This window comes from Aeromonas sp. 62-46, assembly GCF_001898585.1.
Lineage (GTDB): Bacteria > Pseudomonadota > Gammaproteobacteria > Enterobacterales > Aeromonadaceae > Aeromonas > Aeromonas caviae.
On record NZ_MKUI01000006.1, the window covers coordinates 99,108 to 124,810 of the forward strand.

The following is a 25,703-nucleotide window of genomic DNA, read 5'->3' on the forward strand; positions in this document are numbered from 1 at the left end:
CGACCAGGCCGGCAACGGGCTCCGGCCTCTCTTGCAGAGGGGAGGCGAGGGGGCGGTCATGAAAAAAGCCGGCACTGGGCCGGCTTGGATGCGTGGGATGCCACTTAGTGGGCGGAGGCGCCGGAGGCACCGAGCCCGGTCTGGGAGCGGACGAACTGCGGGAAGAACTTCGCATGCTCGTCGGAGGCTGCCTGGGACTTGTCGGTGACCGAGAAGAACCAGATCCCGATGAAGGCCAGCCCCATGGAGAAGAGCGCCGGGTATTCGTAGGGGAAGATGGCCTGGGCATGACCCAGTACTTTCACCCAGACGGTGGGGCCCAGGATCATCAGGGTCACGGCGCTGATGAGACCGAGCCAGCCGCCATAGACGGCGCCACGGGTGGTCAGGCGAGACCAGAACATGGAGAGGAAAAGCACCGGGAAGTTGCAGCTCGCCGCGATGGAGAAGGCCAGGCCCACCATGAAGGCGATGTTCTGCTTCTCGAACAGGATGCCAAGGCCGATGGCGACCACACCCAGTACCAGGGTGGTCATCTTGGAGACGCGCAGCTCGTCGGCCTCGTTGGCCTTGCCTTCCTTGATGACGCAGGCATAGAGGTCGTGAGAGACCGCGGAGGCCCCCGCCAGGGTCAGCCCGGCCACTACAGCCAGTATGGTGGCAAACGCCACGGCGGAGATGAAGCCCAGGAACAGGCTGCCACCCACGGCGTCGGCCAGATGGACGGCCGCCATGTTGGTGCCCCCCAGCAGGGCGCCGGTGGCGTCCTTGAAGTCCGGGTTGGTGCTGACCAGCAGGATGGCGCCAAAGCCGATGATGAAGGTGAGGATGTAGAAGTAGCCGATGAAGCCGGTGGCATAGAACACCGATTTACGGGCTTCCTTGGCATCGCTCACGGTGAAGAAGCGCATCAGGATGTGGGGCAGACCTGCGGTACCGAACATCAGGGCCAGCCCAAGGGAGATGGCGGAGATGGGGTCGGCGACCAGGCCGCCCGGGCTCATGATGGCCGCACCATTGGCATGCACCTTGACCGCTTCGCTGAACAGGGTACCGACGTCGAAGTTGACGGATTTCATCACCATGATGGCCATGAAGGAGGCACCGGAGAGCAGCATCACCGCCTTGATGATCTGTACCCAGGTGGTGGCCAGCATGCCGCCGAACAGCACGTAGAGCACCATCAGGATGCCGACCAGCACCACGGCCACATGGTATTGGAGGCCGAACAGCAGCTCGATGAGCTTGCCGGCACCGACCATCTGGGCGATGAGGTAGAGGGCGACCACCACCAGGGAGCCGCTGGCGGAGAGGCTGCGCACCGAGGTCTGCTTGAGGCGGTAGGAGGCCACGTCGGCAAAGGTGTACTTGCCGAGGTTGCGCAGCCGCTCCGCGATCAGGAACAGGATGATGGGCCAGCCCACCAGGAAGCCGATGGAGTAGATGAGACCGTCGTAGCCCGAGGTATAGACCAGGGCGGAGATGCCGAGGAAGGAGGCGGCGGACATGTAGTCACCGGCGATGGCCAGACCGTTCTGGAAGCCGGTGATGCGCCCGCCGGCGGCATAGTAGTCGGAAGCCGAACGGTTGCGCTTGGAGGCCCAGTAGGTGATGAACAGGGTGGCGGCCACGAAGACCACGAACATCACGATGGCCGAGATATTGAGGGGTTGGCGTTGCACCTCGCCGCTGATGGCGTCGGCCGCCAGCAAGGGGGTGGAGATCAGACCTGCCAGTGGCAGCAGAAACGTGCCTTTCATGATTGCGCTCCCTTGAGGATCTTCTGGTTCAGCTCGTCGAACTCGCCGTTGGCACGAAATACGTAGATACCGGTCAGCACGAAGGCCGATACGATGAGACCAATCCCGACCGGGATGCCACGGGTGATGCTGGAGCCTTCGCTCAAGGGGGTGCCAAGCCAGCCCGGTGCAAAGGCGATGAGCAGGATGAACGCCAGGTAGAGCCCCAGCATCAGGATGGAGAGGGTCCAGGCAAAACGCTGGCGTTTGGCGACCAGTGCCTGGAAGTTGGGATCTTGCTGGATCCGAAGATACGGTTGCTGTTCCATTGCAGTTCTCCATGACAGTGAATGTCAGCGGTGGATGAGGGGTTCCCTACCGGACAGCACGGCTGTCCATGTAAGCAAAATGTGAATTAAATGTTATTTCTGGACAATTAGACTTTGGGATAAGCCAGGGGGCCGCCCTGATGCAGGCGTACAAAGACAAGGGCGGCGGTGACGGCATCGCTCAGGGCGTCGTGGGGGGGCAGGGCTGGCAGCGCCAGATGGCGACAGATCGCGGCCAGGTGCAGATCGATGGCGGCATCGGGATAGCGGCGATAGAGGTGATCGTGATAGAGGCGGCTCACCTCGATGCCACGCTGGGGCAGGGTGAGCCCCCACAGCCGTTGGCAGGCGAGGTTGAGAATGCGCAGGTCATAGGCGATGTGATACCCCACCAGCTCATGGGGGCCGATGAACTCCAGCAGCGCGCGCAGCGCGGGCTCCAGTGCCATTCCCTGTTGCAGATCCTGATGGCGCAGGCCGTGGATCACCACGGACCCGGCGCTCAGGCTGGCGGGAGCCTGGACCCGGATGGCAAGGGCATCGCCCGTCTCTATCCGGTTGCCCCGGATGCGCACCGCCCCGATGGAGACGATCTCCGCCAGCGCCGGATCCAGGCTGGTGGTCTCGAAGTCCAGCGCCACCCACTCGTCGCCAGCAGGGCGGGCAAAGAGCGGGGCAAACTCCCCCTCCCGAAACGTCCTGCCAAGCCAGCGGCGGCGCCAGTGCATCCACATCGCTATTGCCTAAGACGAAAGTGCAAGGTGAGCCATTGCTGGAACTTCTTCACCTGGTGCAGGGCATGGCGCAGCAGATCCCGCTCTGCGGGGCCGAGGTCGGCCACCCGCACCCGTCCGTCTCCCTCCTGCAACTGGCTGCGCAGCCGAAGCCGCATGAACAGCCGGAAGGCCTCCGCCAGATTGGTGCCATAGTCCCGGCTGAGGCGTCCCTGGCCCACCAGGGCCTCGATGCGTCCTGTGGTCGAGGTCTCCAGGATCCCCGCCTCCAGGGAGAGCACCCGGACGCCGTGGACAAGGGGGAAGAGGCCGCCCCGCTTGAGATCCAGCCCCTCCGGGGCTTGCTCCAGCCTGCCAAAGAGGGTGAGGGGGGCGTGAAAGGCGACGGCTGCCCTTGCCATCTCCGCCAGCAGATCCGGCCGGTCGGCGAGGCAGGCCCGCAGGTGGCGGGCGACGGGGGCGAGCCGGGCGCGATCTCCCGTGATGGCCTGGGCATCGGCCAGGGTGGCGAGCCAGAGCAGATCCGCTTCGCTGGCGCGCACACAGGCCTGCTCTATCCCTTGCAGCCAGCCGCCAAGCGGCTTCACCCAGGCCGGGTTGTTGACCATCACCCTGCCCGGGCAAGGGGGATAACCCAGGCGCGCCAGCAGGGCGCTGAAGGCGGCCAGATCCGCCGACTGGGTGGGCCACGGCAGGCCATCCGGCAGGATCAGAGCATTGTCCTGATCGGTTTTCTGGATCTGCTCGCCACGCCCCTCCGACCCCAGCATCAGCAGGCACACCTGCTCTTGCTGCGCCGCAGGGATCACCAGGGAAAAGGCCTTGGCGATCAACTGCTCGTTGATGGTGGCGATGAGCTTCATCAGGAACAGGGTGTGGATCCCCTGGGCAAACAGGGAGCGAATGAGCTGCTGCTGCTCCCGGGCGACCGCCTCGAGGGCGGCCGGGGAGTCGGCGCGGGCGATGCGCAGGGTCAACACATGGGAGTGGGTGGAGAAGAGCCCGAGCACCTGGGTCAAATGCAGGATGCCTGCCACCTCCTGCCCCTGCCAGATGACCAGGCGCTTGATGCGGTGGCGGGTCATCAGCAGCAGGGCATCGAACAGATAGCTCCCCAGTGGCAGACCCGTCAGCGGGGTGGGAGTCAGCACCGCCAGCGGCGCACTGAGCGGCAATCCCTTGAGGGTGAGGGCGTGGAGCAGGGTCTTGCGGGTGGCCAGGCTCAGGCTGCCGTCTGCTCCGGGATAGAGCAGGCAGTCGGTGCCCCTGGCCACCATGGCCTCGGTGGCGGCCAGGAGCGAGAGGCTGCTTTCCACGATGAGCGGCGCCTGCAGATGGTCGGGAGCGATGCGGGTCAGGATGAACTCTGCCAGGTTCTGCTGTCCGAGCTGGCCGCGGCGCTCCTGCTCCCGCTGGCGCTCCGCCAGGGTGGCGGTGAAGTAGCGGGCGATATGGGGGTGCTCGTCGCACAGGGCCAGAAAGACGGGGCGGGGAATGAGCTGGCAGAGGGTATCTTCCAGGGCGGCGAAACGGTGGCGGCAGTGCCCGTCAAACTGAGCACGGACGTCGAACATGTCCCCCTCGCCATAGTCGCCAAAGGATTGATGGGGGGCAGACTCTTCCACGGCCCCCTTGATGATGAGGTAGAGCCCGGCGGGCTCCTCCCCGGCGTGCTGCACCGTCTGGCCCGCGCGAAAGTAGCAGATGCTGAGGTGCTGACCGAGCCGCTGGCGTGCCTCCTCGTCCAGGCCGTCGAACGGTGGACGGGCAAAATTGAACAGAAGTGACATGAGAGGCTCCACCGTGACCATGGGGCCAGTCTGACAAAGACTCCACCACCGGGCCAGCCGACTTTAGTCGCAGGCCCGGGGCGGCCTCCCTGTACCTGCCCATAACACTCTGGTAACGTTGTGGTATGACCAGTTGAATCAAAAGGACGAAGACGGAGATGGAAAAGCCAAGGGTCAAATGGGTGTTTCAGGAGGGGATCGCCGAGGTGATGCTCTGCCGGGGGGACAAGCTCAACGCGCTGGATCGGGCCATGTTCGATGCCATCGACGAGACGCTGAACGCGGTATCCCGGCAAAAAGGGCTGCGGGCCGTGATCCTGCACGGGGAGGGGCGGGCGTTCTGCGCCGGGCTGGATGTGAAATCCATGCTGAGGCAGCCGGTGGTGGCGCTTGAGATCCTCAAGCGCGAGGCGGACGAGGCGACCAACCTGGCCCAGCGGGTGGCCTATGGCTGGCATCAATTGCCGGTGCCCGTGATTGCGGTGACCCAGGGGGTCTGTTTTGGCGGCGGCCTGCAGATAGCGCTCGGCGCCGATTTTCGCTTCAGCACCCCGGATTGCCGCTTCTCGGTGATGGAGATCAAGTGGGGCATCATCCCCGACATGAGCGGCAGCGTCACCCTGCGCAACCTGATGGGGATGGATACCGCCATGGAGCTTGCCATGAGCGGGCGCGAGCTGGAAGCCAGCGAAGCCAAGTCCCTCGGCCTGGTGAGCCGGGTGTGCGCGGATCCCCTGGAAGAGGCGCGGGCCTTTGCCCGGACCCTGATCACCAAGTCGCCGGATGCGCTGGCGGGGATCAAGCAGCTCTACATCCAGGCCTGGGCTCGCAGTGACGAGGCCATGCTCAAGGAAGAGACCCGGTTGCAGAGGCAGATCCTGGGGCGCCCCAACCAGTGGCGGGCGACCCTCAACAGCCTGTTTCGCTGGCGCCTGCCATTCGGACCGCGCCGCAATGCGCTTTGAACCCCTCACCCATCCAACACAAATGAAAATGGCAGCCGAAGCTGCCATTTTGCATTGTGCCGTCTGATTACTTGGCAACGGTATCCGGGTCCGCCTCGAAGGGGTGGCCGGTCTGCTCGCGCATCAGGTTTACTTCGGCGCGGTTTTCAATCCAGTAGTCGGCGTTCTTGATGCCGAGCTTTTCCGGGTGGAACACGGGATCCAGACCCTTGGCCAGCTGTGCCTCGTAGTCCTTGAGGCAGGCGAAAGCCGGCTTTTGCAGCATCAGGATGGCACCGATGTTGAGCCAGGCCATCAGGCCGACGCCGATGTCACCCAGGCCCCAGGCCAGATCGGCGGTCTTGACGGTGCCGTAGACGGTGGCAGCCATCAGCGCAATCTTCAGCAAGAAGGTGAGCCAGGGGCGGTTAATCTTGCGGTTGACAAAAGCGATGTTGGTTTCGGCGATGTAGTAGTAGGCCACGATGGTGGTGAAGGCGAAGAAGAACAGGGCGATGGCGACGAAGTAGTTGCCAAAGCCTGGCATCATGCTTTCCATGGCGGTCTGCACATAGCCGGGGCCTGCCGCGATGCCGGCGATGCCGGTGTAGAGGGCGGCACCGTCCGGGCCCTGCACGTTGTACAGGCCGGTGATGAGCAGCATGAAGCCGGTGGCGGAGCAGACGAACAGGGTGTCGATGTAGACGGAGAACGCCTGCACCAGGCCCTGCTTGGCCGGGTGGCTCACCGCCGCGGCGGAGGAGGCGTGGGGGCCAGTCCCCTGGGCGGCTTCGTTGGAGTAGACCCCGCGCTTGACACCCCACATGATGGCCAGACCCAGAATGGCGCCGAAGCCGGCTTCCATCCCGAAGGCACTCTTCCAGATGAGCAGGATCACGCCCGGCAGTTGGCCGATGTTCAGGGCGATGATGACGCAGGCCACGATGATGTAACCCAGCGCCATGAAGGGCACCACGGTACTGGCGAAATTGGCGATGCGTTTGACGCCGCCGAAGATGATGAAACCGAGCAGCAGCGCCAGACCGGCGGCGGTGACGTTGGGATCGATGTCAAAGGCGGTCTGCAGGCTGGAGCCGATGGAGTTCGCCTGTACGCCCGGCAGCAGCACGCCGCAGGCGAAGATGGTGGCGATGGCGAAGGTCCAGGCGTACCACTTCATGCCGAGCCCCTTCTCGATGTAGAAGGCCGGGCCGCCGCGGTATTCACCGTTGATCTTCTCCTTGTAGACCTGGCCCAGGGTGGACTCCACGAAGGCGGAGCTGGCGCCGAGGAAGGCAACCATCCACATCCAGAACAGGGCGCCCGGGCCGCCGAAGGTGATGGCGGTGGCCACACCGGCGATGTTGCCGGTACCGACGCGACCGGCCAGGGTCATGGCCAGGGCCTGGAAGGAGGAGACGCCCGCATCCGTACTCTTGCCATCGAACATCAGGCGCACCATTTCCTTGATATGACGCAGTTGCAGGAAACGGCTGCGCAGGGAGAAGTAGAGGCCTACCCCCAGACACAGATAGATGAGCGCTGGGCTCCAAATCACGCCATTGATGGCATTGACGATCTCATTCATGTACAACAACTCCTTTGTTGCGCTGTCTTGGCGAGGTCTATATGCCTCGCTCCCTTAACATTGAAATATGCGGTGACCAAGGGGGTCACTCAGGATTGTGCGGGACTTTCGACTGGTTAGTCCGCGGGATTTAACATATCGGTTTGTTCAGGGCCTTCCTAGTGAAAAGTGTTGTGACTTTGTTAATTTGTGAATTGACATTAACAAATGGTGAATGGAACTGGACAAGATTCGGTACATACCCATCATCTGCCGCTTTGCCATGCCCAGAGGGCTGATTGAAGTAATGCAAATAGGAGGCCAGGAGTGGCAACAAGGGAAAACAGATACATCATTCGCCTCGCCGGGGAGGAAGATGGGGCCGGATTGACGGGGTTGTTTGCCCAGCTGGGCTACCCCAATCCTGACGGGGCGGTCAGCGCCAGGCTGGCCCAGCCCGATCCGGCGCGGGAGGTCCTGGTGGCCCTGTGCGAGGGGAGCCCGGTGGGGGTGCTGGTGTGGCACCACTTGCAACCCATGCACCTTGCACCAGCCTGGGGCCTGATCTCGGCGCTGGTTGTCGATGAGGGTGCAAGGGGCGGGGGCATCGGGGCCCTGCTGCTGGCGGCGGCAGAGCAGCGGGCGGCAGCCCTGGGGTGTGGCCAGCTGGAGCTCTCCAGCAGCCTCAAGCGCGAAGGGGCGCACCGATTTTATCTGGCGCAAGGGTATTGCGAGCGTCCGAAACGTTTTGTGAAAGCTGTCTGATTGGCAAGAGGAGTCCGTGTGTTCTGGTCCAGGTTGAAAGAGGTATTGGGTGGTGCATCTCCCCGGGAGCCCCGTCTCCCAGAAGAGCAGGAGTGGCGCGAGGCGCTGGCGGCGGTGCCCATCTTGCAGGGGCTTGAAGAAGAAGAGGCGCAGAAGCTGATGGAGCTGGCGCGCCATTTTCTCTCGCGCAAGACCCTCACCCAGATCGGGGTGGAACTGACGCCCCGCCAGCAGGGGGTGCTGGCCCTGCAGGCAGTGCTGCCCATCCTGCACCTGGGGTTCGATTGGTATCGAGGTTTCCACGAGGTGATCATCATCCCCGAGCCCGTGACCCGTCGTCAGGAGGTGCAGGACGAGTTCGGGCTGGTAAGCGAATTTGAAGAGGAGAACGCCGGTGAATCCTGGCCCCAGGGGCCACTGGTACTGGCCTGGAGCGAATTGCAGCAGGACGGGGACTGGGACGGATTCAACCTGGTGATCCATGAGCTTGCCCACAAGCTCGACATGCTGGGAGGGGATGCGGACGGTGCACCGCCCCTGCCGCGGGGCATGGATCCCCAGCAATGGACCCGGGCGCTGCAAGGTGCGTTTGACGAGATGAACGATCAGTTGACCAGAGAGGAGGTGACCGAGATAGACCCCTACGCCGCCTCGCATCCCGCCGAATTCTTCGCGGTGTGCAGCGAGAGCTTCTTCACCGATCCGTTGCGTCTGCGCGCCGTCTACCCCGCGGTCTATGACCAGTTCGCTCGCTTCTACGGCCAGGATCCCGCCGCCCGCTACCCGGCCACCCGGTTGCTGGCGGGAGATCCCTGAGCGCAGGGCTGACCGGCACTGTGTCCGGGCGGCAGAAACACAAAAGGCACCCGAGGGTGCCTTTTTCGTGACAGCGATGTCGCCGGGTGCTTAGGCAGCGGCTTTGAGCTGGGCGGGAGCGGCTTTCTTCTGCTCGCCGATGGGCAGCACGGTGCGACCGAACTGCTCGTTGATCACGGTGGCCATGGCCAGGTAGATGGCGCTGGCGCCGCAGATGATGCCTTCGAAACCGGCGATGGTGCCGATCAGGGTGCTGCCGGTGAAGTCACGGGCGGCCAGCAGGAAGAACAGCACGGTCAGGGAGGCGAACACGAACTGCTTCACGCGGGGGAAGTTGACGGTCCCGATCAGCATGAACAGGGTGAACATGCCCCACATCAGCAGGTACCAGCCCATGTAGGCGTGGGGAGTGGCTTCGGCCAGACCCATGCCCGGCATCATCAGCAGGAACACCAGGCTCCACCAGAAGGTACCGTAGGAGATAAAGGCGGTGACACCGAAGGTGTTGCCACGCTTGTACTCCATGATGCCGGCGATGATCTGGGCCAGACCGCCATAGCACAGACCCATGGCCAGGATCATGGCGCTGATGGGGAAGAAACCTGCGTTATGGATGTTCAGCAGAATGGTGGTCATACCGAAACCCATCAGACCCAGAGGGGCAGGGTTGGCCAATTTTTCGCTCACGTGGTGTTCTCCAACAATAGAGGTGGGGTTGATAAAAGACGCGCGATTTTAGGCAGGCTCAGGGTCCCGGGCAAGGGGGGGACACACAGAAATGGTAAAAAAAGAACACGAAAGTTTAAGTGGCCAACCATTCGTGCCATTCAGGTAGACGAGTGGTGAATGAAAAACGTTTTCAACGTTGCGATTTTGTATAAAAGGCACCTTGGCATGAAAGTCGGCAACGACGATGGTGACTGGGATTGGTGAGGGAAACGCGCCCCGGATGGTCGCGTCATGGCGGCTTGATTGAAAAATGAGTTCATATGCCATCAGACCAGAGTGTTTCCCTCCTGTTTGTGGCGCATCGGCCTCCCGTATCGCTTGCCATCGCAGTGTCCGTTGCACTCCCCATTTTCTCGTCAACCCCGCGCTCGCCACCGTGTTCCCTACACAAGGGCGGGGTGCCTGAGAAACCCGCAAGCGCGCCGTGTTGACTGCCACGGGCGAAAGGGGCGCAAGATTAACGGGCAGGATCAGAGGCTGCCCTTGTCAAAAAGCCAGAGGCGGGATGGGCCATGGGCCCAGATGACAAAAACCGAGACGCAAGAGGTTGGGCCAAGGGCGCGTTCTGTGGCAGAGAGCCTCAAGATGGAAGGCGCGGCAGCACGGGGGCCAGTGAAGAGGCTTCGAAATGGAAGGGGGGCGCGGGGTTGGCCCTGTGGCGTGCGCGAGAGGGTGTTCAGGATTGGCCCGATTAGACACTGTGTATCTGATCGGGCCATCTATTTTGACATGCCGACATGCTGGATAAAGGGATAACCGGATTGTTCGGGACGGCTAGCGAGAGACATATCCTGATGGCAGGGGTCGGGGGTGGGAGCCCCTCGGGCCATGTGCCGTCGGGGCAAACAAGAGGGGCATCCGGCGGGCGCCGGATCAGTTGTCCAGGGTCAGCACCACCTTGGCTTCCTTGTCGGTCTCCTTTACCTGGCTGTCGAGCACGAAGAGGCGCTCCGGCGCGATGCCCTGGGTATCCACCAGATACTCCTTGGTGTTCTGGGCGCGGCGCATGGCGAGGTTTCGCAGGGACTTGGCGGTGATGAGCTGCTGATCCCGCAGCAGGAACACCGCCTGGGCGCGCAGGGCCTCGCTCCCTTCATCGAGTCGCAAGCGGTCGGCCAGATCCCCGAGATCTTCGTTGAACTTGGCTTCATAAGCCTCTGCCAGTGCGGATTGCATGGCGGGATCCTGCTCCAGCAGCGTCAAATCCACCGGGCTGCCGGTGGTCTTGGCCAGCAGCCGCTCAAGCTTCTGGCGCTGGAGGATGGGGCGCTCTTCGTTGAAGTTGACCTTGCCGCGGATGTTCATGCTGAGCTTGGGCCTCTCCTTGAGGGCCTGGGCGAGGGTGGTCAGCTTGGTCTGCTGGGTCGGGGTCAGGGCGGGATCGCCAGGCAGGAAGGGGAGCTCGTCGAGATCCTTGGTGCCCCCCGTCAGGGACGCAAGCAGGGAGAAGGGGGAGGTGATGGCCTTGCCGAGGGTATTGCCGAGCACGTCCCAGAAGATGTTGCCCAGGCTGAAATCAGGCTGATCCAGATTGCCCTTCACCTTGAGGTTCATCTTGATGACGCCGTTCGAATCGCTCAGCAGGGCGATGGCGAGGCCGAGGGGCAGATCCTTGGCCTGCTCGCTCTTGACCTTCTCCCCGAGTTGCAGCTTCTTGATAGTGATGTCGTTGTCCCCCTCCAGCCGGTTGCCCTGCAGCTTGTAGTTGAGCTTCATGGAGAGCTGCCCCTTGTCGATGGCATAGCCTGCATAGGTGCTGGAGTAGGGGGTGAAGGTGGTGAGCTCCAGGTTGTTGAAGGCCACGGCCACATCCAGCACGGGATCCTCGATGAGCAGGTTGGCACCCCCCCGGATGGTGACGGGGGCATAACGGTCCACCTTGCCGTTGAAGGCGAGCTCGGAGCGCTGCCCCGGGGTGTTGCTGATATGGCGGCTCTGGCCGTCGAGGGAGGCGATGTCCACCACGAACTCCGGGCTCAGGCTGCGATCGGCGAAGCGCAGGTTGCCCTGGGCGGTACGGATCTGATCGATGACGATGTGCGGGGCGGGGGCGCTCTCCCTGGCGTTCGCGGCGGGTTGCGGCAGCAGCAGTTGCTGCACGTTGGTGATCCCCTCTTCGTTGATCTCGATGCGGGCATAGGGTTTGCTCAGCAGGATGTCGGCGATGCGCAGTTGCTGGCTCAGGCCATCATAGTGCAGGCCGCTCAATTGCAGATTCTCTATCTGGAGCAGGCGCTGGTTGTCGGCCCGATCCAGCACGTTGAGCCCCGCGACCTCGAGTCCACCGCTTATCTCCAGCTTGCTGATGGCCCCCTGGCGGTCGGTGGCCAGGTCCAGCCTGGTGCGGCTGGCAAGCTCGCCGTCCCGCACGCTGATGCGCAGCAGATCCTGCAGGTAGGGTTGAGCCAGGGTCAGCGGCAGCCCCTGCTGGCGGATGGCGCCGTTCAGGGTGAAGGGGGTCAGCCCCAGGGTGCCGTCAAACGCCACCGTCGTCCTGGTGTCGAGGGCTGCGTTGAGTGTGAGGGGGCTGGGTTGGGCGGTTTGGCTGCCAAGGGGCCCCAGGGTGAGGGCGATGGCGGAGATGGCCCGTTTCAGGGGCTTGCCGCTGGTGGCTTCGGTCAGGGTGAGGCTGCCCTGGTCGATGCGGGTCTGCTTGAGGGCCCATTGCCAGGGCTTGGCGGGGGTGGCCGGTTGTTTGCCCCCCTTGGGGGTCTTCTGGGGGATCAGCAGGTCCGCGAGATCCAGTTGTTGCTGGTGGTCGAGGACGGCGGTGATGGCCGGGCTCTTGAGGGTGGCGGCATCGAGCTCAAGGCGCTGCTTGTTGCCATCGATGCGGATCCCGGTCAGCGCCAACTGCTTGAAGCGGGCAAATTCCTCCCCCTTGTTGCGTGTGAGCTGCCAGTTGGCCAGGGTCAGCTTGCCCTTTGACAACTGCCAGTCCAGTCCCTGCTTGCCCTGGGTGAGGCGATAGGCGAGCTCGGCGCTGGCCTCCCCTTTGGCGAGGGTCGCCTTGAGATAGGGGGCCCAGAGGGGGGCGAAGGGGGCGATGGCCACCTTGCCAAGGCTGAGGTTGCCCTTGCCGGCGCCGCTCATCATGTCGAACTCCCCTTCGGCCTTGAGGGGGCTCTTCTCGTTGACGGTGGCGCTCAGGCGATAGGGGTTGAGCACCCCCTCTGCGGTGGAAAAGCCGGGCAGGTGCAGGGTGAGCTTGTCCAGGGTGAGGGGCGGCACCCACCCCGGGCTGCTCTGCTTGCGGCTGTCCCGGTAGCTGAGCCGGCCCTGCTCGACGGACAGCTTGCCGATGGTCACCAGCACGGGCTCGGCGCTAGCTGGCGGCGCTTGCTCCGGCACAGGGGAGAGCAGGGAGGCCAGTGCATCGGTCAGGTTGAAGCGCGCCTCCCCCTTGAGATCCTCGAGGCGCACCAGATCTGCCCTGGGGGCGGTCAGGGTGGCCTCTTCCAGTACCAGGGCGCGCTGCTGCCAGCTCGCTTTCAAGGCGGGAATGAGCTTCAGATCTTCAAATGACACCAGCGCTTGCTGCTGGTCATCGAGCAGGGCGCTGGGCCCCAGCACGAGGGAGGGGGAGCGGATCCCCACCTCTATCTTGCCAAGGGAGAGGTGCAGACCGTAATGGGTGGCAAGCCAGCCGGGGAGATGGCGCTGGATGAGGGTCGGCGCCTGCCAGAGCAGGATGGTGATACCGATGAGCAGGAGCGCGAGAAGATAGAGGGCATAGCGCAGCAGACGAGCGGGCAGAGGCTTGAGCATGATGGTCTCCATTTGATGCGCATATGGTAGCAATTAATCGTGCCCGGTTCATGGGAAGGACTCATGAGGTGCGCCGCACTCTGACCGGGCTGGGGAATTATTGTGCGACCAAGGCCGGATTTCCCCCGTTTGCCCCACCTCGCCGCTTGCCCAAACCGCCCACTCTGTCCGGCATGTCGCGACGGGCGATGTGGGGAACAAGGGGGTTGCCGGGTCAGGGCCTGCCACTGCGAATATCCACTGGAAAACCGGGATACCGGGGGCGAGATACCCCCAGAGTCTGTCAATCCCCGTCGGTTTTCAAGCCGCCGAGGGAGTGGATGCAGCGCTGCTCGGCGGCATCGAGCTCGGCCATCACCATCTGGATGTCCTCCAGTTGCTGGCGCAGGGAGTGGCGTCTGGCCTCGATGAGCTGGATCATGGAGTGAAGCTGCATCCGGCTGGAGCGGTCGGTGTCGTACATGTCGAACAGCTCGCGGATCTCCGCCAGGCTGAACCCGAGGCGCTTGCCGCGCAGGGTCAATTTCAGGCGGATCCTGTCCTTGTGGCTGTAGATACGGGTCTGCCCCTCACGGGTCGGGGTGATGAGCCCCTCGTCCTCGTAATAGCGGATGGTGCGGGGGGTGATGTCGAACTCTTGGGCCAGCTCCGAGATGCTGTAGGTCCTCTCCTTGCCACTGGCGTGTCTGGCTCTCATGGTGCGCCCTCCTGATGAGCTGGCGGGGTCCTGGCACAGCGGCAAGGGCCGGGTTCATGATGCATGATGGCCTCCCGGGGTGCGCTGCTCGCGCTCTTGTGCGAGGCGCCGTCCCCTCCCGTGCAGGGCCTGGCCGACCCGGGAGCCGTTGGGGCGCCCCAGCAGCTCGCTCACCCACTGGCCGGTGGCGGCCAGCTGGTCGAGATCGACGCCGGTGCTCATGCCAAGGCCGTGCAGCAGATAGACCACCTCTTCCGACGCCACATTGCCGGAGGCGCCGGGGGCATAGGGGCAGCCGCCGAGCCCGGCCACCGAGCAGTCGATGGTGCGGATCCCGCGCTCGAGCGCCGGCAGCAGGTTGGCCAGCCCCTGGCCGTAGGTGTCGTGAAAATGAACCGCAAGCCGGCCCGCCGGGATCTCGTGCAGCACCGCATCCAGCATGGGAGCCACGGTGCCCGGGGTGCCGACGCCGATGGTGTCGCCGAGGGATATCTCGTGGCAGCCCAGATCCAGCAGCCGCTCGGCCAGGGCGGCGACCCGTTTCGGGCGGGTCGGGCCGTCGAACGGGCAGGCGATGACGGTGGAGAGGTAGCCGCGCACCTTGATGCCGAGGCTGCGCGCCTCCTGCACCAGCGGGGCAAAGCGCACCAGGGACTCCTCCACGCTGATGCCGATGTTGGCCCGGGTGAAGCCGTCCGAGCAGGCGGTGAAGAGGCCTATCTCGTCGGCGCGTGCGGCGATGGCGGCCTGCAGACCCTGCAGATTGGGCACCAGGGCGCCATAGCGGGTCGGCCCCCTGCGCGGCATGGCGTTGAAGAGTGCGGCGGAATCCGCCATCTGCGGCACCTTTTTGGGCGACACGAAGGCCCCCACCTCGATGCGCTGCAACCCGCTCTCGGCCAGGCGGGCGATGAGCGCCAGCCGCTGCGCCAGGGAGAGGGTGGCGGTCTCATTTTGCAGGCCGTCCCGGGGCCCCATCTCCACCAGGCTGACCTTGTCGTCCCGGTTCTCGTGCGTGTGGCTCATGAGCGCTCCTCCTGCGCGGTATGGTCCTCGGCAAAGCGCACCAGCACGGCGCCCTGGCTCACCTGTTCCCCCTGGCGGCACTGCAGGGCCTCAATCACCCCGTCCCGGTCGGCCTTGAGGACGTGCTCCATCTTCATCGCCTCCAGCACCAGCAGGGGTTGCCCCTTGCTGACCGGCTGGCCGGCCTCGACCTGCAGCGCCACCACGATGCCGTGCATGGGGGCCAGGATGCCCGGGACATGGCTCGTGTCGTGATCATGGTGGAGCTGATGATGCTGATCATCGAGCGAGAAGCGGATGCGTCTGCCCGCCAGGTGCAGCAAATAGGCGCCCTCGCCGAGGGGCTGCACCGGATAGCGCTGCCAATGTCCACCCTGGCACAGGCGGATCTGATCTGACCCGAGTTCAAACGGGATCTGCTCGCCCTGCCAGAGCAGGGCGCCCCCTCGCTCGGCGAGGGTGAGAGTGCGGGTCTCCTCGCCGATGCGCACCGTGGCGCAAAAGCGGCGGGTGGGGCCCAGCCGAAAGCCTGCGGCCTGCTGCCAGGGGGAGGCATCGCGCTCGCAAGTGGCGAGCCAGAGGGTGGCGAGGGGCCAGGCGAGCGCCGGAACGGGCAGGGTGTCGGTGGGGATGGGCCACTGGGTGTGGTGGCGCATCGCCAGCACCTCTGGCGCTTCGCACAGGCGCTGCAGGAGCGGGCCGTTGTGCACCAGAGGGCCGAGATCCAGGGCTGCCAGGGCATCGGCCAGGGTGGCAAAGGCTTCGCTGCGGCTCGGTGCGTGGGCGACGAGCTTGGCGATCATGGGGTCGTAATAGGGGCTCACCTCATCGCTGGCGGTGACGCCGGTGTCGATGCGCACCCCCTTGGGCCAGGTGAGCCAGTGGATGGGGCCGCTCGCTGGCAGAAAACCGGCGGCCACGTCCTCGGCGTAGAGGCGCGCCTCCACCGCGTGGCCACGCAGCACCACCTGCTCCTGGGTGAGGGGCAGCGGTTTGCCCTCGGCCACCGCCAGCTGCCAGGCCACCAGATCCTGGCCTGTGATGGCCTCGGTAACCGGGTGCTCCACCTGCAACCGGGTGTTCATCTCCATGAAGAAGAACTCCTCCCCGCATAGCAGAAACTCGATGGTGCCGGCCCCCCGATAGGCGATGGCCTTGGCCGCCGCCACGGCCGCCTCGCCCATGGCGCGGCGCAGGGCAGGGGAGATGTCGGGGGCGGGGGCCTCCTCGATCACCTTCTGGTGGCGGCGCTGCAAGGAGCAGTCCCTGTCCCCCAGATAGATGGCGTTGCCAAGGGCATCGGCAAAGACCTGCACCTCCACGTGACGGGCGCGGGGGAGATAGCGCTCCAGCAGCACATGGTCGTCGCCAAAGGCGGCACTCGCCTCCCGCTTGACCGCCGCCAGGGCGTCGTCAAAGTCGGCCAGCTGATCGACCCGGCGCATCCCCTTGCCACCGCCGCCACTGGCCGCCTTGATAAGGAGCGGGAAGCCCACCTGGCTCGCCTGATCGCGCAAAAAGTCGGGATGCTGATCCGCGCCGTGATAACCGGGCAGCACGGGGACGCCGGCTGCCTGCATCAGCCCCTTGGCCCCCGACTTGTCCCCCATGGCGAGGATGGCGGCGCCGCTTGGGCCGACAAAGCGCAGGCCCCGCTGCTCGCAGGCGGTGGCAAAATCGCTGTTCTCGGACAGGAAACCGTAACCGGGATGGATGGCATCGGCCCGCGCCTCTTTGGCAATCTTCAGCACCTTGCCAGTGTCCAGATAGCTCTCTCTGGCCGGTGCGGGTCCCAGATGCCAGGCTTCGTCGGCTTCCCGCACATGCATGGTGTGGGCGTCGGCGTCCGAGTAGAGGGCGATGGTGTGAATGCCGAGGCGCCGGGCGGTCTTGATGATGCGCACGGCGATTTCGCCGCGATTGGCGATCAGCAGGCGCTTGATGGGAGTGTGATGAGTCATGCTGCCTCCCTGTTGTTCAAGGTGCAAAAGTGCGAAACGTGTTGATCCACATTCCAGTTATATTGACCACAGTTGGCGATCAGCAGGGGCTTGATGGGGTGGTATTGAGTCATGCTTCGTCCTTGAAACGGGGGCGCCAGGTTGGGGGGCGTTTGTCGAAGAAGGCCTGGATCCCCTCCTGGGCCTCGAGACCGACCCGTACCCGGGCGATGGTCTCGACGGTCTGCTCTTCGTGCTGGTGGCCTGGGCGCCCTTCGAGGGCGGCCAGCAGCCGCTTGGTCTCCTTCATCGCCTGGGGGCCGTTGCGACACAACCGCAGGGCCATGGCGCGTCCCTCCGCCAGCAACTGATCAGGTTGGCTGAGCCTGTGCACCACGTTGAGTCGGCAGGCGGTGATGGCATCGAAAGGCTCTGCGCTCAGCATGTAGCGGCGAGCCTGGCGCATCCCCATGGCGCGCACCACGTAGGGGCTGATCACCGCAGGCACCAGTCCCAGGGTCACCTCGGAGAGGCAGAAGCGGGCATTTTCGCTGGCCAGCACGATGTCGCAGGCGCAGATAAGTCCCAAGGCTCCGCCGTAGGCGGCCCCCTGCACCAGGGCCACCGTGGGGAAGGGCAGCTCGTCCAGTGCCTGCATCAGGTGGGCCAGCACCCGGGCGTCCTCGCGATTCTTGTCAAAGGCGCGGGGGTCGAATGCCTCCCCGGCCATCTTGCGCATCCACTCGAGATCGGCGCCCGCGCAAAAATGCGGCCCCTCGGCGCGCAGCAGCAGCACGTGGGGGCGGTCGGCCAGCGGCTGGCCGTGGGCCAGCTCGTCGAGACAGTCGAGCAGCCCCTGCATCAGGTCGGCATCGAGGGCGTTGTGGCGGGCCGGGCGGGCGAGCACCAGCTCGATCACCGGGCCGTGGCGCTCCAGGCGAAAATGGGCAAGGGGATCGTTGAAGAGCGGGTCTGACATATGAACTCCTTACATCCGGAAGATGCCGTACTGCCGGGGGCCCGGCTCGGCCCCCTGGCAGGCCGCCAGCGCCAGGGCCAGCACGGTGCGGCTCTGGGCCGGGTCGATGACGCCGTCATCCCACAGGCGAGCACTGGCGTAATAGGGGTGACCCTGGCGCTCGTACTGCGCGATCACCGGGGCGCGAATGGCGGCCGCCTCCGGCTCGCCCAGAGTCTTGCCCTCGGCGGCCAGCTTGTCCCGGCGCACCTGCACCAGCACCCCGGCCGCCTGCTCGCCCCCCATGACGGAGATGCGGCTGTTGGGCCAGCTGAAGAGAAAATCCGGTTCATAGGCGCGCCCGCACATGCCGTAGTTGCCGGCACCGAAGCTGCCGCCGACGATCAGGGTGATCTTGGGCACCCGGCTGCAGGCCACGGCGGTCACCAGCTTGGCGCCGTGCTTGGCGATCCCCTCTTTCTCCGCCGTACTCCCCACCATAAAGCCGGTGATGTTTTGCAGAAACAGCAGCGGGATCCCCCGCTGGTTGCAGAGCTGGATGAAGTGGGCTCCCTTCTGGGCGCTGTCGCTGTGCAGCACGCCGTTGTTGGCGAGGATCCCCACCTGCATGCCCTCAATGCGGGAAAAACCCGTCACCAGGGTAGTGCCGAACAACGCCTTGAATTCGTCAAACACAGAGCCATCCACCAGTCGGGCGATCAATTCTCGTGCGTCATAGGGGCGCTTGAGACTGGTGCCCACCAGGCCGTAGAGCTCCTCGATGGGGTAGTGCGGCTCATCATAGGAGGGAGCGGATGGGGCGGGTGACGCCGCCGTCTGGTTGTCCCCCAGGTTGCTTACCAGGGTGCGGGCGATGGCCAGGGCATGGGCATCGTCCCGGGCCATGTGATCCGCCACCCCGGAGTGGACGCAGTGCACCTCGGCGCCGCCCAAGGCTTCTGCGCTGATCTCCTCGCCGGTGGCGGCCTTGACCAGGGGCGGGCCCGCCAGAAAGAGGGTGGCCTGTTCCCTGACCATGATGGACTCGTCCGCCATGGCGGGCACGTAGGCGCCCCCGGCGGTACAGAGCCCCATCACCACCGCCAGCTGGGGGATGCTCTGGGCCGACATGCGAGCCTGGTTGTAGAAGATGCGGCCAAAATGCTCCCGGTCGGGGAACACCTCGTCCTGCATCGGCAAAAAGGCGCCGCCGGAATCCACCAGATAGAGGCAGGGGAGGCGCAGCCGCTCGGCGATGGCCTGGGCGCGCAGATGTTTTTTCACCGTGAGGGGGTAGTAGGTGCCGCCCTTCACGGTGGCGTCATTCACCACCAGCATGCACAGGTGCCCAGAGACCCGGCCGATGCCGGTGATGAGGCCGGCGGCGGGCACCGGCTCGTCATAGACCTGCCAGCCCGCCAGCGCCGAGAGCTCGAGAAAGGGGGAGCCCGGGTCCAGCAGCTGGTCGATGCGCTCGCGGGGCAGCAGTTTGCCGCGGGCCTGATGGCGGGCGTTGTTGGCCGCGCCGCCGCCCAAGGCTATCTCCTCCAGGCGGGTATTCAGATCGTCGACCAGGGCCTGCATGGCGGCCCGATTGGCCTCATAGTCGGGGCTCGCGGTGTCGAGACGGGAATGGATCCTGCTCATGCGTTATCCCCCATCAGCTCACGGCCGATGAGCCAGCGGCGGATCTCCGAGGTGCCGGCGCCTATCTCGTAGAGTTTGGCGTCCCGCAGCAGGCGGCCGGTGGGGTATTCGTTGATGTAGCCGTTGCCGCCGAGCAGCTGGATGGCATCGAGGGCCATCTGGGTGGCATTTTCGGCGGCAAACAGGATGGCGGCGGCGCAATCCTTGCGGCTGGTGCGGCCCTGATCGCAGGCGCTCGCCACCGAATAGACCAGCGCCCGGCTGCTGGCGAGACGGGTATACATGTCGGCGAGCTTGCCCTGCACCAGCTGGAACTCGCCGATGGCCTGACCGAACTGCTTGCGCTCGCGCACATAGGGGAGCACCACGTCCATGCAGGCCTGCATGATGCCAAGGGGGCCTGCTGCCAGCACCACCCGCTCGTAGTCGAGCCCGCTCATCAGTACCTTGACCCCGCCGTGCAGGGGGCCCAGCAGGTTCTCCTGTGGCACCCGGCAGTTGTCGAATACCAGCTCGCAGGTACTGGATCCGCGCATGCCGAGCTTGTCGAGCTTCTGGGCGGTGGAAAAACCTGGGGTGCCCGCTTCGACGATAAAGGCGGAAATCCCTTTGGACCCGGCAGCGGCATCGGTCTTGGCATAGATGACGAAGGTGTCGGCATCGGGCCCATTGGTGATCCACATCTTGTTACCGTTCAGCACGAAGTGATCCCCCTCGCGCACCGCGGTGAGGCGCATGCTCACCACGTCTGAGCCGGCGCCCGGCTCGCTCATGGCCAGCGCCCCCACGTGTTTGCCGCTGACCAGATCAGGCAGATATCTCGCCTTCTGATCAGGGGTGCCGTGGCGGTGGATCTGGTTGATGCAGAGATTGGAGTGGGCGCCGTAGGAGAGGCCGACCGAGGCGCTGGCGCGGCTCACCTGCTCCATCACCAGCACATGGGCCAGATAGCCGAGGTTCACCCCGTCATATTCCTCCGCCACCGTGATGCCGTGCAGCCCCAGCTCCCCCATGCGGGGCCAGAGATCCCGGGGGAAAGCGTTGCTCTGATCGATCTCGCTGGCCCGCGGTGCGATCACTTTCTGGCAGAAAGCCTCGACCTGTTCGGTCAGGGCCTGGAGGGTTTCATCCATCAGGGCATGCATCCGTGCTCTCCTTGGTGCAGTGGACTGCCGATTTCCCCTGCCATCAGGGTGATGACTGGTCAGTCCATTCGTGATTCAAGTTTACGTTAGCGTAAACGTAAATTGGTTGTTAGTCTAAGGTAAATTCGATGGCAGCCCGTCGCAAGGGCTACCCGGGCAGAGGAGCGCAAGGAGTGAACAGGATGTGCAACAGCAACATGGATGTGGCCGGCCCAGGGTGGCCTGCCATCGCCTGCCAACGGGCTAGGAGGGGGGCATGAGCCAGCATCATACCCAGTACGGGGATCTGCCGCTCTACATCGGTGGCGAGGCTTGCCCGTCCGCAAGCGACGAGTGGATAGAGGTGACCGACCCGGCGGACCAGCATCTGCTGGCGCGGGTGCCGAAAGCGACCTCTGCGGAAATTGAGCTGGCGGTGCGCGCCGCTCACGAGGCCTATCTGCTGTGGCGAGAGGTGCCGACCTCCGAGCGGGCCCGGGTGATGTTCAACTACCAGCATCTGTTGAAAGTGCATCACGACGAGCTGGCGACCCTGCTGGCCCAGGAAACCGGCAAGAACCTGGCGGACGCCAAGGGGGACGTCTGGCGCGGCATCGAGGTGGTGGAGCAGGCCTGCGCCATCGCGAGCCAGACCCTGGGGGAGACCATGGGCAACGTGGCGCGCAGGGTCGACGGCCACTCCTGGGTGCAGCCTCTCGGGGTCTGCGTCGGCATCACGCCGTTCAACTTTCCGGCCATGATCCCGCTCTGGATGTTCCCGCTGGCGGTGGCCTGCGGCAACGGCTTCGTGCTCAAGCCCTCCGAGCAGGATCCGCTCACTCCCATGCGCCTGGCCGAGCTGTTTACCGAGGCGGGGGCCCCCAAGGGCATTCTGTCGGTGGTGCATGGCGGCGCCGAGCAGGTGGATGCGCTGCTGGCCCATCCCGATGTCAAGGCAGTCAGTTTCGTGGGCTCGGCCCGGGTCGGCGGCCACGTCTATCGCAGCGCCACGTCACAGCTCAAGCGCGCCCAGTGTTTTGTCGGCGCCAAGAACCACATGGTGATCATGCCGGATGCCAACAAGGCGCAGGTACTCGGCAACCTCGTGGGAGCCGGGGTCGGCGCCGCCGGTCAGCGCTGCATGGCCATCAGCGTGGCGGTGTTCGTGGGGAGCGCCAGGGAGTGGATCCCCGAGCTCGCCGCCGAGTTCGCCAAGGTGAAACCCGGCGTCTGGCACGACCCCGAGGCGGCTTATGGCCCCCTCATCAGCCCGGAGGCGAAAGTCAGGGTGGAGGGGCTTATCGAGGCGGGGATTGCCGAGGGAGCCGAGTGCCTCTTGGACGGCCGTTTTTGCGACGTACCCGGCTACCCGGTGGGCAACTGGGTGGGGCCGACCCTGTTTCGCGGCGTGACCCCCGAGATGCGCATCTACAAGGAGGAGATCTTCGGGCCCGTGCTGGCCTGCCTCGAGGTGGAGAGCCTCGACGAGGCGCTTGCCCTCATCAACGCCAACCCCTATGGCAACGGCACCTCCCTCTTCACCGGCTGTGGCGCCGCCGCTCGCAAGTTCCGCCACGAGGTGGCGGTGGGCCAGGTGGGGATCAACGTGCCCATCCCGGTGCCGCTGCCGTTCTTCTCCTTTACCGGCTGGCGTGGCTCCTTCTACGGGGATCTGCATGCCTACGGCAAGCAGGCGGTGCGTTTTTACACCGAGACCAAGACGGTCACCGAACGCTGGTTCGACGAAGACATTCCCAGCGGCCCCAATATGACCATTCAGCTGCGCTGACGGCAGGGGTTGCCCACTTTGCCCGGGTGCCCCCATTGACAGCAACGGATCGACGGAACAAATACAAAGGAAGCGAACAAGATGGATTTTACCCTGACCGAATCCCAACGGGCCTGTGTCGAGTCGGCCGGCGCCTTCGCCGATCTGGCGCTCAAACCCCACGCCGCGCGCTGGGACAGGGAGCACGAGTTCCCCATCCCCACCATCAAGCAGGCGGCGGCGCTGGGCCTGTGCGGCCTCTATACCCCGGAGCAGTATGACGGTCTGGGCCTGAGCCGGCTCGATGCCAGCCTCATCTTCGAGCGCCTCGCCATGGGCTGCACCTCCACCACCTCCTATCTCACCATCCATAACATGGTGAGCTGGATGCTGGGCAGTTGGCTGCCTGCCGAGGTGGCCGAGGAGTGGGTACCCAGGCTGGCCAGCGGCGAGTTGCTGGGATCCTACTGCCTCACTGAGCCGGGGGCGGGCTCCGACGCTGCGGCCCTCAAGACCCGCGCCGTGCGCGATGGCGAAGATTACCTCCTCGATGGCAGCAAGGTGTTCATCTCGGGCGCCGGCAGCACCCAGGTGCTGGTGGTGATGGCCCGCACCGGTGGCAAGGGGGCCAAGGGGATCTCTGCCTTCATGGTACCGGCCCAGACCCCCGGCGTGAGCTACGGCAAGGCGGAGGAGAAGATGGGCTGGAACAGCCAGCCGACCCGGGAGGTGAACTTCAACGCAGTGCGCATTCCCGCTCGCTTCCGGCTGGGGGAGGAGGGGGAAGGGTTCAAGTTCGCCATGCAGGCGCTCGATGGGGGGCGCATCAACATCGCCAGCTGTTCGCTGGGCACCGCCCAGCAGGCTCTCAACGATGCACTGGCCCATGTGCAGCAGCGCCAGCAATTTGGACACCCGATCAGCGAATTCCAGAGCGTGCAGTTTCGCCTGGCCGACATGGCCACCGAGCTGGCCGCCGCCCGCCTGCTGGTGCGCCAGGCGGCCGCCAAACTCGATGAGGGCAGCCCGGACAAGAGTGCCTGGTGCGCCATGGCCAAGCGTTTTGCCACCGATGTGGGGCACCGCATCTGCGACGACGCCCTGCAACTCTTTGGCGGCTATGGTTATATCCGCGAGTATCCGCTTGAGCGCTATCTGCGCGACACCCGGGTGCACCGCATTCTGGAAGGGACGAATGAAGTGATGCGGCTCATCATCGCCCGCCGCCTGCTGGCCGACCCCGGCCTGTCGCTGGAATAGCGGTAGGGGCCTGCTCTGAGGACGCAGTCGGCACGTCCTCAGGCTTTGTGAGCCAGGTGCAGGTTGGCTCCATTCAACCCTGTCATCATGGGGCAGTTTTTTTGACAAGGACAACGCAATGACAAGGATCAGGCTCGAATATCACGGCCACGTGGCCTACATCACCCTCGATCACCCACCCGCCAACACCTGGACGCTCGCCAGCCTGAAAGCCTTCTTGCAGATGATGGTGGAGCTGGATGGTCGTCCCGACGTGGTGGCCCTGGTGATCCGCGGTGCCGGAGAGAAATTCTTCTGCGCCGGCGCCGATCTCAAGATGTTCGCCGACGGCAGCCTGGCGCATGCCCGCGAGGTGGCCGAGGCCTTTGGCCACGCCTTCGAGGCGCTGGCCCGCTTTCACGGGGTCAGCATCGCCGCCATCAACGGCTATGCCATGGGAGGGGGGCTCGAAGTCGCACTGGCCTGCGACATCCGAATCGCCGAGCAGCAGGCCAAGCTGGGGTTGCCGGAGGCCTCGGTGGGCTTGCTGCCCTGTGCCGGCGGCACCCAGCGCCTGACCGAGCTGGTGGGGCCGGGCTGGGCCAAGCGGATGATCCTCTGCGGCGAGAAGGTGAGCGCCACCCTGGCCTACGAGATGGGGCTGGTGGAGGAGGTGGTGACCGAGGGGCACGCCTGGGAGGCGGCGCAGCAGATGGCCCAGCTGGTGGAGCGCCAGAGCCCGAGCGCCCTGCGTGCCTGCAAACAGCTCATCAATCAGGGGCGAAGCACCCACAGGGACGCGGCGCTGCCACTCGAGCGCAGCCTCTTTCTCGCCCTGTTTGACGATGCCAACCAGCGCGAAGGGGTGGCGGCCTTCCTGGAGAAGCGGGCCCCGCGCTGGCGTTACGACCAATCCAAACCGAAAGATTGAGGGAGTGAAGGATGAATGAGGTAATGATGGCGACCCGCCATGTCGCAGGGGCAGATACCCGGTCTGCGGGGGCTGCCCATGAGTGAGCCCGTGCGCATCGAGACCCGCCCCACGGCGGATGGTCGCCGCATCGGCATGCTGACCCTGGACAGCCCCGCCTCCCTCAACGCCCTGAGCCTTGAGATTATCCAGTTGTTGCAGGGGGAGTTGACCCGCTGGGAGCAGGATCCGGCCATCGTCTGCGTGCTGCTGCAAGGGGCCGGCGAGAAGGCGTTTTGCGCCGGTGGCGACATCCGCTCCTTCTACTACCGCAAACAGGAGGGGAGCGAGTCGGCACTGTTTGGCTATGCTCGCGACTTCTTCCTGCAGGAGTACCGGCTCGATCATCACATCCATCGCTATAGCAAGCCCCTCATCTGCGTGGCGGACGGCATCTGCATGGGGGGCGGCATCGGCCTCTTTGCCGGGGCCGGATTCCGGGTGGTGACCGAAAAGAGCCTGTTCGCCATGCCGGAGGTGACCATCGGCCTCTATCCGGATGTGGGGGCCAGCTGGTTTTTGAGCCGCATGCCGGGGCGGCTCGGGCTCTGGCTCGGCCTCACCGGGGCCCGCTTCAACGGAGCGGACGCCATCGGCCTGGGGCTCGCGGATCATGCCATGGGGAGCCGCGAGCTGGCGGAGCTGCCGACGCGCCTCGCCGCCCTCGACTGGTCCGCAGGCGACCCCTGCGAGCAGATCGAGGCGCTGCTCACCGATTTGCAGGAGGCCCCTGGTCAGGCATTGCCGCCTCCCGTACTGCTGCCCCACCAGGAACGCATCGATGCGCTGTTGGCCGGCCGCTCCCTGCAAAGGGTGCTGGCACGCCTCGAGGGCGCCGAGCTGGACGAACCGGGGCTGGCTCAGGGGCGGGAGACCTGCCTTCGCGGCAGCCCCATCAGCCGCGCCATTCTCTGGCGCCAGTTCTGGCAGGCACGGCGCCAGTCCCTGGCCGAGGTGTTTGCCGACGAGTTGGCCCTCTCGGTCAACTGCGTACTCAAAGGGGATTTTGTGGAAGGGGTGCGGGCCCTGCTCATCGACAAGGACAAGTCCCCTCGCTGGCAGGCCCCGCAGGCGGGGGAGGCCTGGCTGGATGTCTTCTATCGCTGGCCCGAGGGTGACAACCCCTTGCGCCCCCGCTGACGTGCGATCACAC

The 25,703-nt window shown here is 65.0% G+C and carries 20 protein-coding genes; 7 read left to right on the forward strand and 13 right to left on the reverse strand.

Annotation, left to right across the window (positions count from 1 at the left end):
• Nucleotides 1-104 precede the first annotated feature (104 nt).
• The 4 genes from BGO64_RS03150 to BGO64_RS03165 form a co-directional block, all read right to left on the reverse strand.
• Nucleotides 105-1,760 carry a cation acetate symporter gene (locus BGO64_RS03150; protein WP_286700139.1) on the reverse strand — a complete coding sequence of 552 codons (1,656 nt, stop codon included), beginning with the start codon at nucleotides 1,758-1,760 and terminating at the stop codon, nucleotides 105-107.
• Entirely contained in the window at nucleotides 1,757-2,068 is a 312-nt protein-coding gene (locus BGO64_RS03155) for a DUF485 domain-containing protein (protein ID WP_039039049.1), read from the reverse strand. Before BGO64_RS03155 ends, BGO64_RS03150 begins: the two co-directional genes overlap by 4 nt.
• 107 nt (nucleotides 2,069-2,175) lie before the next feature.
• Complete coding sequence (locus tag BGO64_RS03160) at nucleotides 2,176-2,802, reverse strand: 3'-5' exonuclease (RefSeq protein ID WP_201890546.1); 627 nt, start codon at nucleotides 2,800-2,802, stop codon at nucleotides 2,176-2,178.
• 2 nt (nucleotides 2,803-2,804) lie between these two features.
• Nucleotides 2,805-4,592, reverse strand: coding sequence for a putative nucleotidyltransferase substrate binding domain-containing protein (locus BGO64_RS03165; protein WP_113977319.1), 1,788 nt, complete (start codon nucleotides 4,590-4,592; stop codon nucleotides 2,805-2,807).
• 158 nt (nucleotides 4,593-4,750) lie between these two features.
• On the opposite strand from BGO64_RS03165, the gene BGO64_RS03170 reads away from it, so the two are divergent.
• Nucleotides 4,751-5,557, forward strand: a complete 807-nt coding sequence (locus tag BGO64_RS03170; protein WP_286700140.1) for a crotonase/enoyl-CoA hydratase family protein — start codon at nucleotides 4,751-4,753, stop codon at nucleotides 5,555-5,557.
• A gap of 67 nt (nucleotides 5,558-5,624) precedes the next feature.
• Here BGO64_RS03170 and BGO64_RS03175 read toward each other — a convergent pair whose 3' ends face one another.
• Nucleotides 5,625-7,124, reverse strand: coding sequence for an alanine/glycine:cation symporter family protein (locus BGO64_RS03175; RefSeq protein WP_286700141.1), 1,500 nt, complete (start codon nucleotides 7,122-7,124; stop codon nucleotides 5,625-5,627).
• 330 nt (nucleotides 7,125-7,454) lie between these two features.
• Here BGO64_RS03175 and BGO64_RS03180 point away from each other — a divergent pair, with 330 nt between their 5' ends.
• Both BGO64_RS03180 and BGO64_RS03185 read left to right on the forward strand, forming a co-directional pair.
• Nucleotides 7,455-7,868 (forward strand): GNAT family N-acetyltransferase, encoded by a 414-nt coding sequence (locus tag BGO64_RS03180; protein ID WP_069651442.1) that lies wholly within the window; start codon nucleotides 7,455-7,457, stop codon nucleotides 7,866-7,868.
• 18 nt (nucleotides 7,869-7,886) lie between these two features.
• The gene (locus BGO64_RS03185; RefSeq protein ID WP_286700142.1) at nucleotides 7,887-8,684 is read left to right on the forward strand and encodes a M90 family metallopeptidase; all 798 of its coding nucleotides are present in this window, start codon (nucleotides 7,887-7,889) and stop codon (nucleotides 8,682-8,684) included.
• 90 nt (nucleotides 8,685-8,774) lie between these two features.
• Here BGO64_RS03185 and BGO64_RS03190 read toward each other — a convergent pair whose 3' ends face one another.
• From BGO64_RS03190 to BGO64_RS03225, 8 genes are all read right to left on the reverse strand, one after another.
• Nucleotides 8,775-9,371 (reverse strand): acetate uptake transporter, encoded by a 597-nt coding sequence (locus tag BGO64_RS03190; protein ID WP_286700143.1) that lies wholly within the window; start codon nucleotides 9,369-9,371, stop codon nucleotides 8,775-8,777.
• Between the two features lie 915 nt (nucleotides 9,372-10,286).
• Nucleotides 10,287-13,193 carry a DUF748 domain-containing protein gene (locus BGO64_RS03195; RefSeq protein ID WP_502686710.1) on the reverse strand — a complete coding sequence of 969 codons (2,907 nt, stop codon included), beginning with the start codon at nucleotides 13,191-13,193 and terminating at the stop codon, nucleotides 10,287-10,289.
• A 271-nt stretch (nucleotides 13,194-13,464) separates the two neighbouring features.
• Nucleotides 13,465-13,878, reverse strand: a complete 414-nt coding sequence (locus BGO64_RS03200; RefSeq protein ID WP_010674587.1) for a MerR family transcriptional regulator — start codon at nucleotides 13,876-13,878, stop codon at nucleotides 13,465-13,467.
• A gap of 54 nt (nucleotides 13,879-13,932) precedes the next feature.
• Complete coding sequence (locus BGO64_RS03205) at nucleotides 13,933-14,904, reverse strand: hydroxymethylglutaryl-CoA lyase (protein WP_216944206.1); 972 nt, start codon at nucleotides 14,902-14,904, stop codon at nucleotides 13,933-13,935.
• Nucleotides 14,901-16,865 carry an acetyl/propionyl/methylcrotonyl-CoA carboxylase subunit alpha gene (locus BGO64_RS03210; protein ID WP_286700145.1) on the reverse strand — a complete coding sequence of 655 codons (1,965 nt, stop codon included), beginning with the start codon at nucleotides 16,863-16,865 and terminating at the stop codon, nucleotides 14,901-14,903. Before BGO64_RS03210 ends, BGO64_RS03205 begins: the two co-directional genes overlap by 4 nt.
• Before the next feature lie 109 nt (nucleotides 16,866-16,974).
• Nucleotides 16,975-17,823, reverse strand: coding sequence for an enoyl-CoA hydratase-related protein (locus BGO64_RS03215; protein WP_048207575.1), 849 nt, complete (start codon nucleotides 17,821-17,823; stop codon nucleotides 16,975-16,977).
• A gap of 9 nt (nucleotides 17,824-17,832) precedes the next feature.
• On the reverse strand, nucleotides 17,833-19,449 hold the full coding sequence (locus BGO64_RS03220) for a carboxyl transferase domain-containing protein (RefSeq protein ID WP_286700146.1): 1,617 nt from the start codon (nucleotides 19,447-19,449) through the stop codon (nucleotides 17,833-17,835).
• On the reverse strand, nucleotides 19,446-20,594 hold the full coding sequence (locus BGO64_RS03225; protein ID WP_286700147.1) for an isovaleryl-CoA dehydrogenase: 1,149 nt from the start codon (nucleotides 20,592-20,594) through the stop codon (nucleotides 19,446-19,448). The genes BGO64_RS03220 and BGO64_RS03225 overlap by 4 nt, the downstream gene beginning before the upstream one ends.
• 256 nt (nucleotides 20,595-20,850) lie before the next feature.
• Here BGO64_RS03225 and BGO64_RS03230 point away from each other — a divergent pair, with 256 nt between their 5' ends.
• From BGO64_RS03230 to BGO64_RS03245, 4 genes are all read left to right on the forward strand, one after another.
• Nucleotides 20,851-22,362 (forward strand): CoA-acylating methylmalonate-semialdehyde dehydrogenase, encoded by a 1,512-nt coding sequence (locus tag BGO64_RS03230; RefSeq protein ID WP_286700148.1) that lies wholly within the window; start codon nucleotides 20,851-20,853, stop codon nucleotides 22,360-22,362.
• 81 nt (nucleotides 22,363-22,443) lie between these two features.
• Nucleotides 22,444-23,601, forward strand: coding sequence for an acyl-CoA dehydrogenase family protein (locus BGO64_RS03235; protein WP_286700149.1), 1,158 nt, complete (start codon nucleotides 22,444-22,446; stop codon nucleotides 23,599-23,601).
• A 118-nt stretch (nucleotides 23,602-23,719) separates the two neighbouring features.
• Complete coding sequence (locus tag BGO64_RS03240) at nucleotides 23,720-24,511, forward strand: enoyl-CoA hydratase (protein WP_286700150.1); 792 nt, start codon at nucleotides 23,720-23,722, stop codon at nucleotides 24,509-24,511.
• 78 nt (nucleotides 24,512-24,589) lie between these two features.
• Nucleotides 24,590-25,690 (forward strand): enoyl-CoA hydratase/isomerase family protein, encoded by a 1,101-nt coding sequence (locus tag BGO64_RS03245; RefSeq protein WP_286700151.1) that lies wholly within the window; start codon nucleotides 24,590-24,592, stop codon nucleotides 25,688-25,690.
• Nucleotides 25,691-25,703 lie beyond the last annotated feature (13 nt).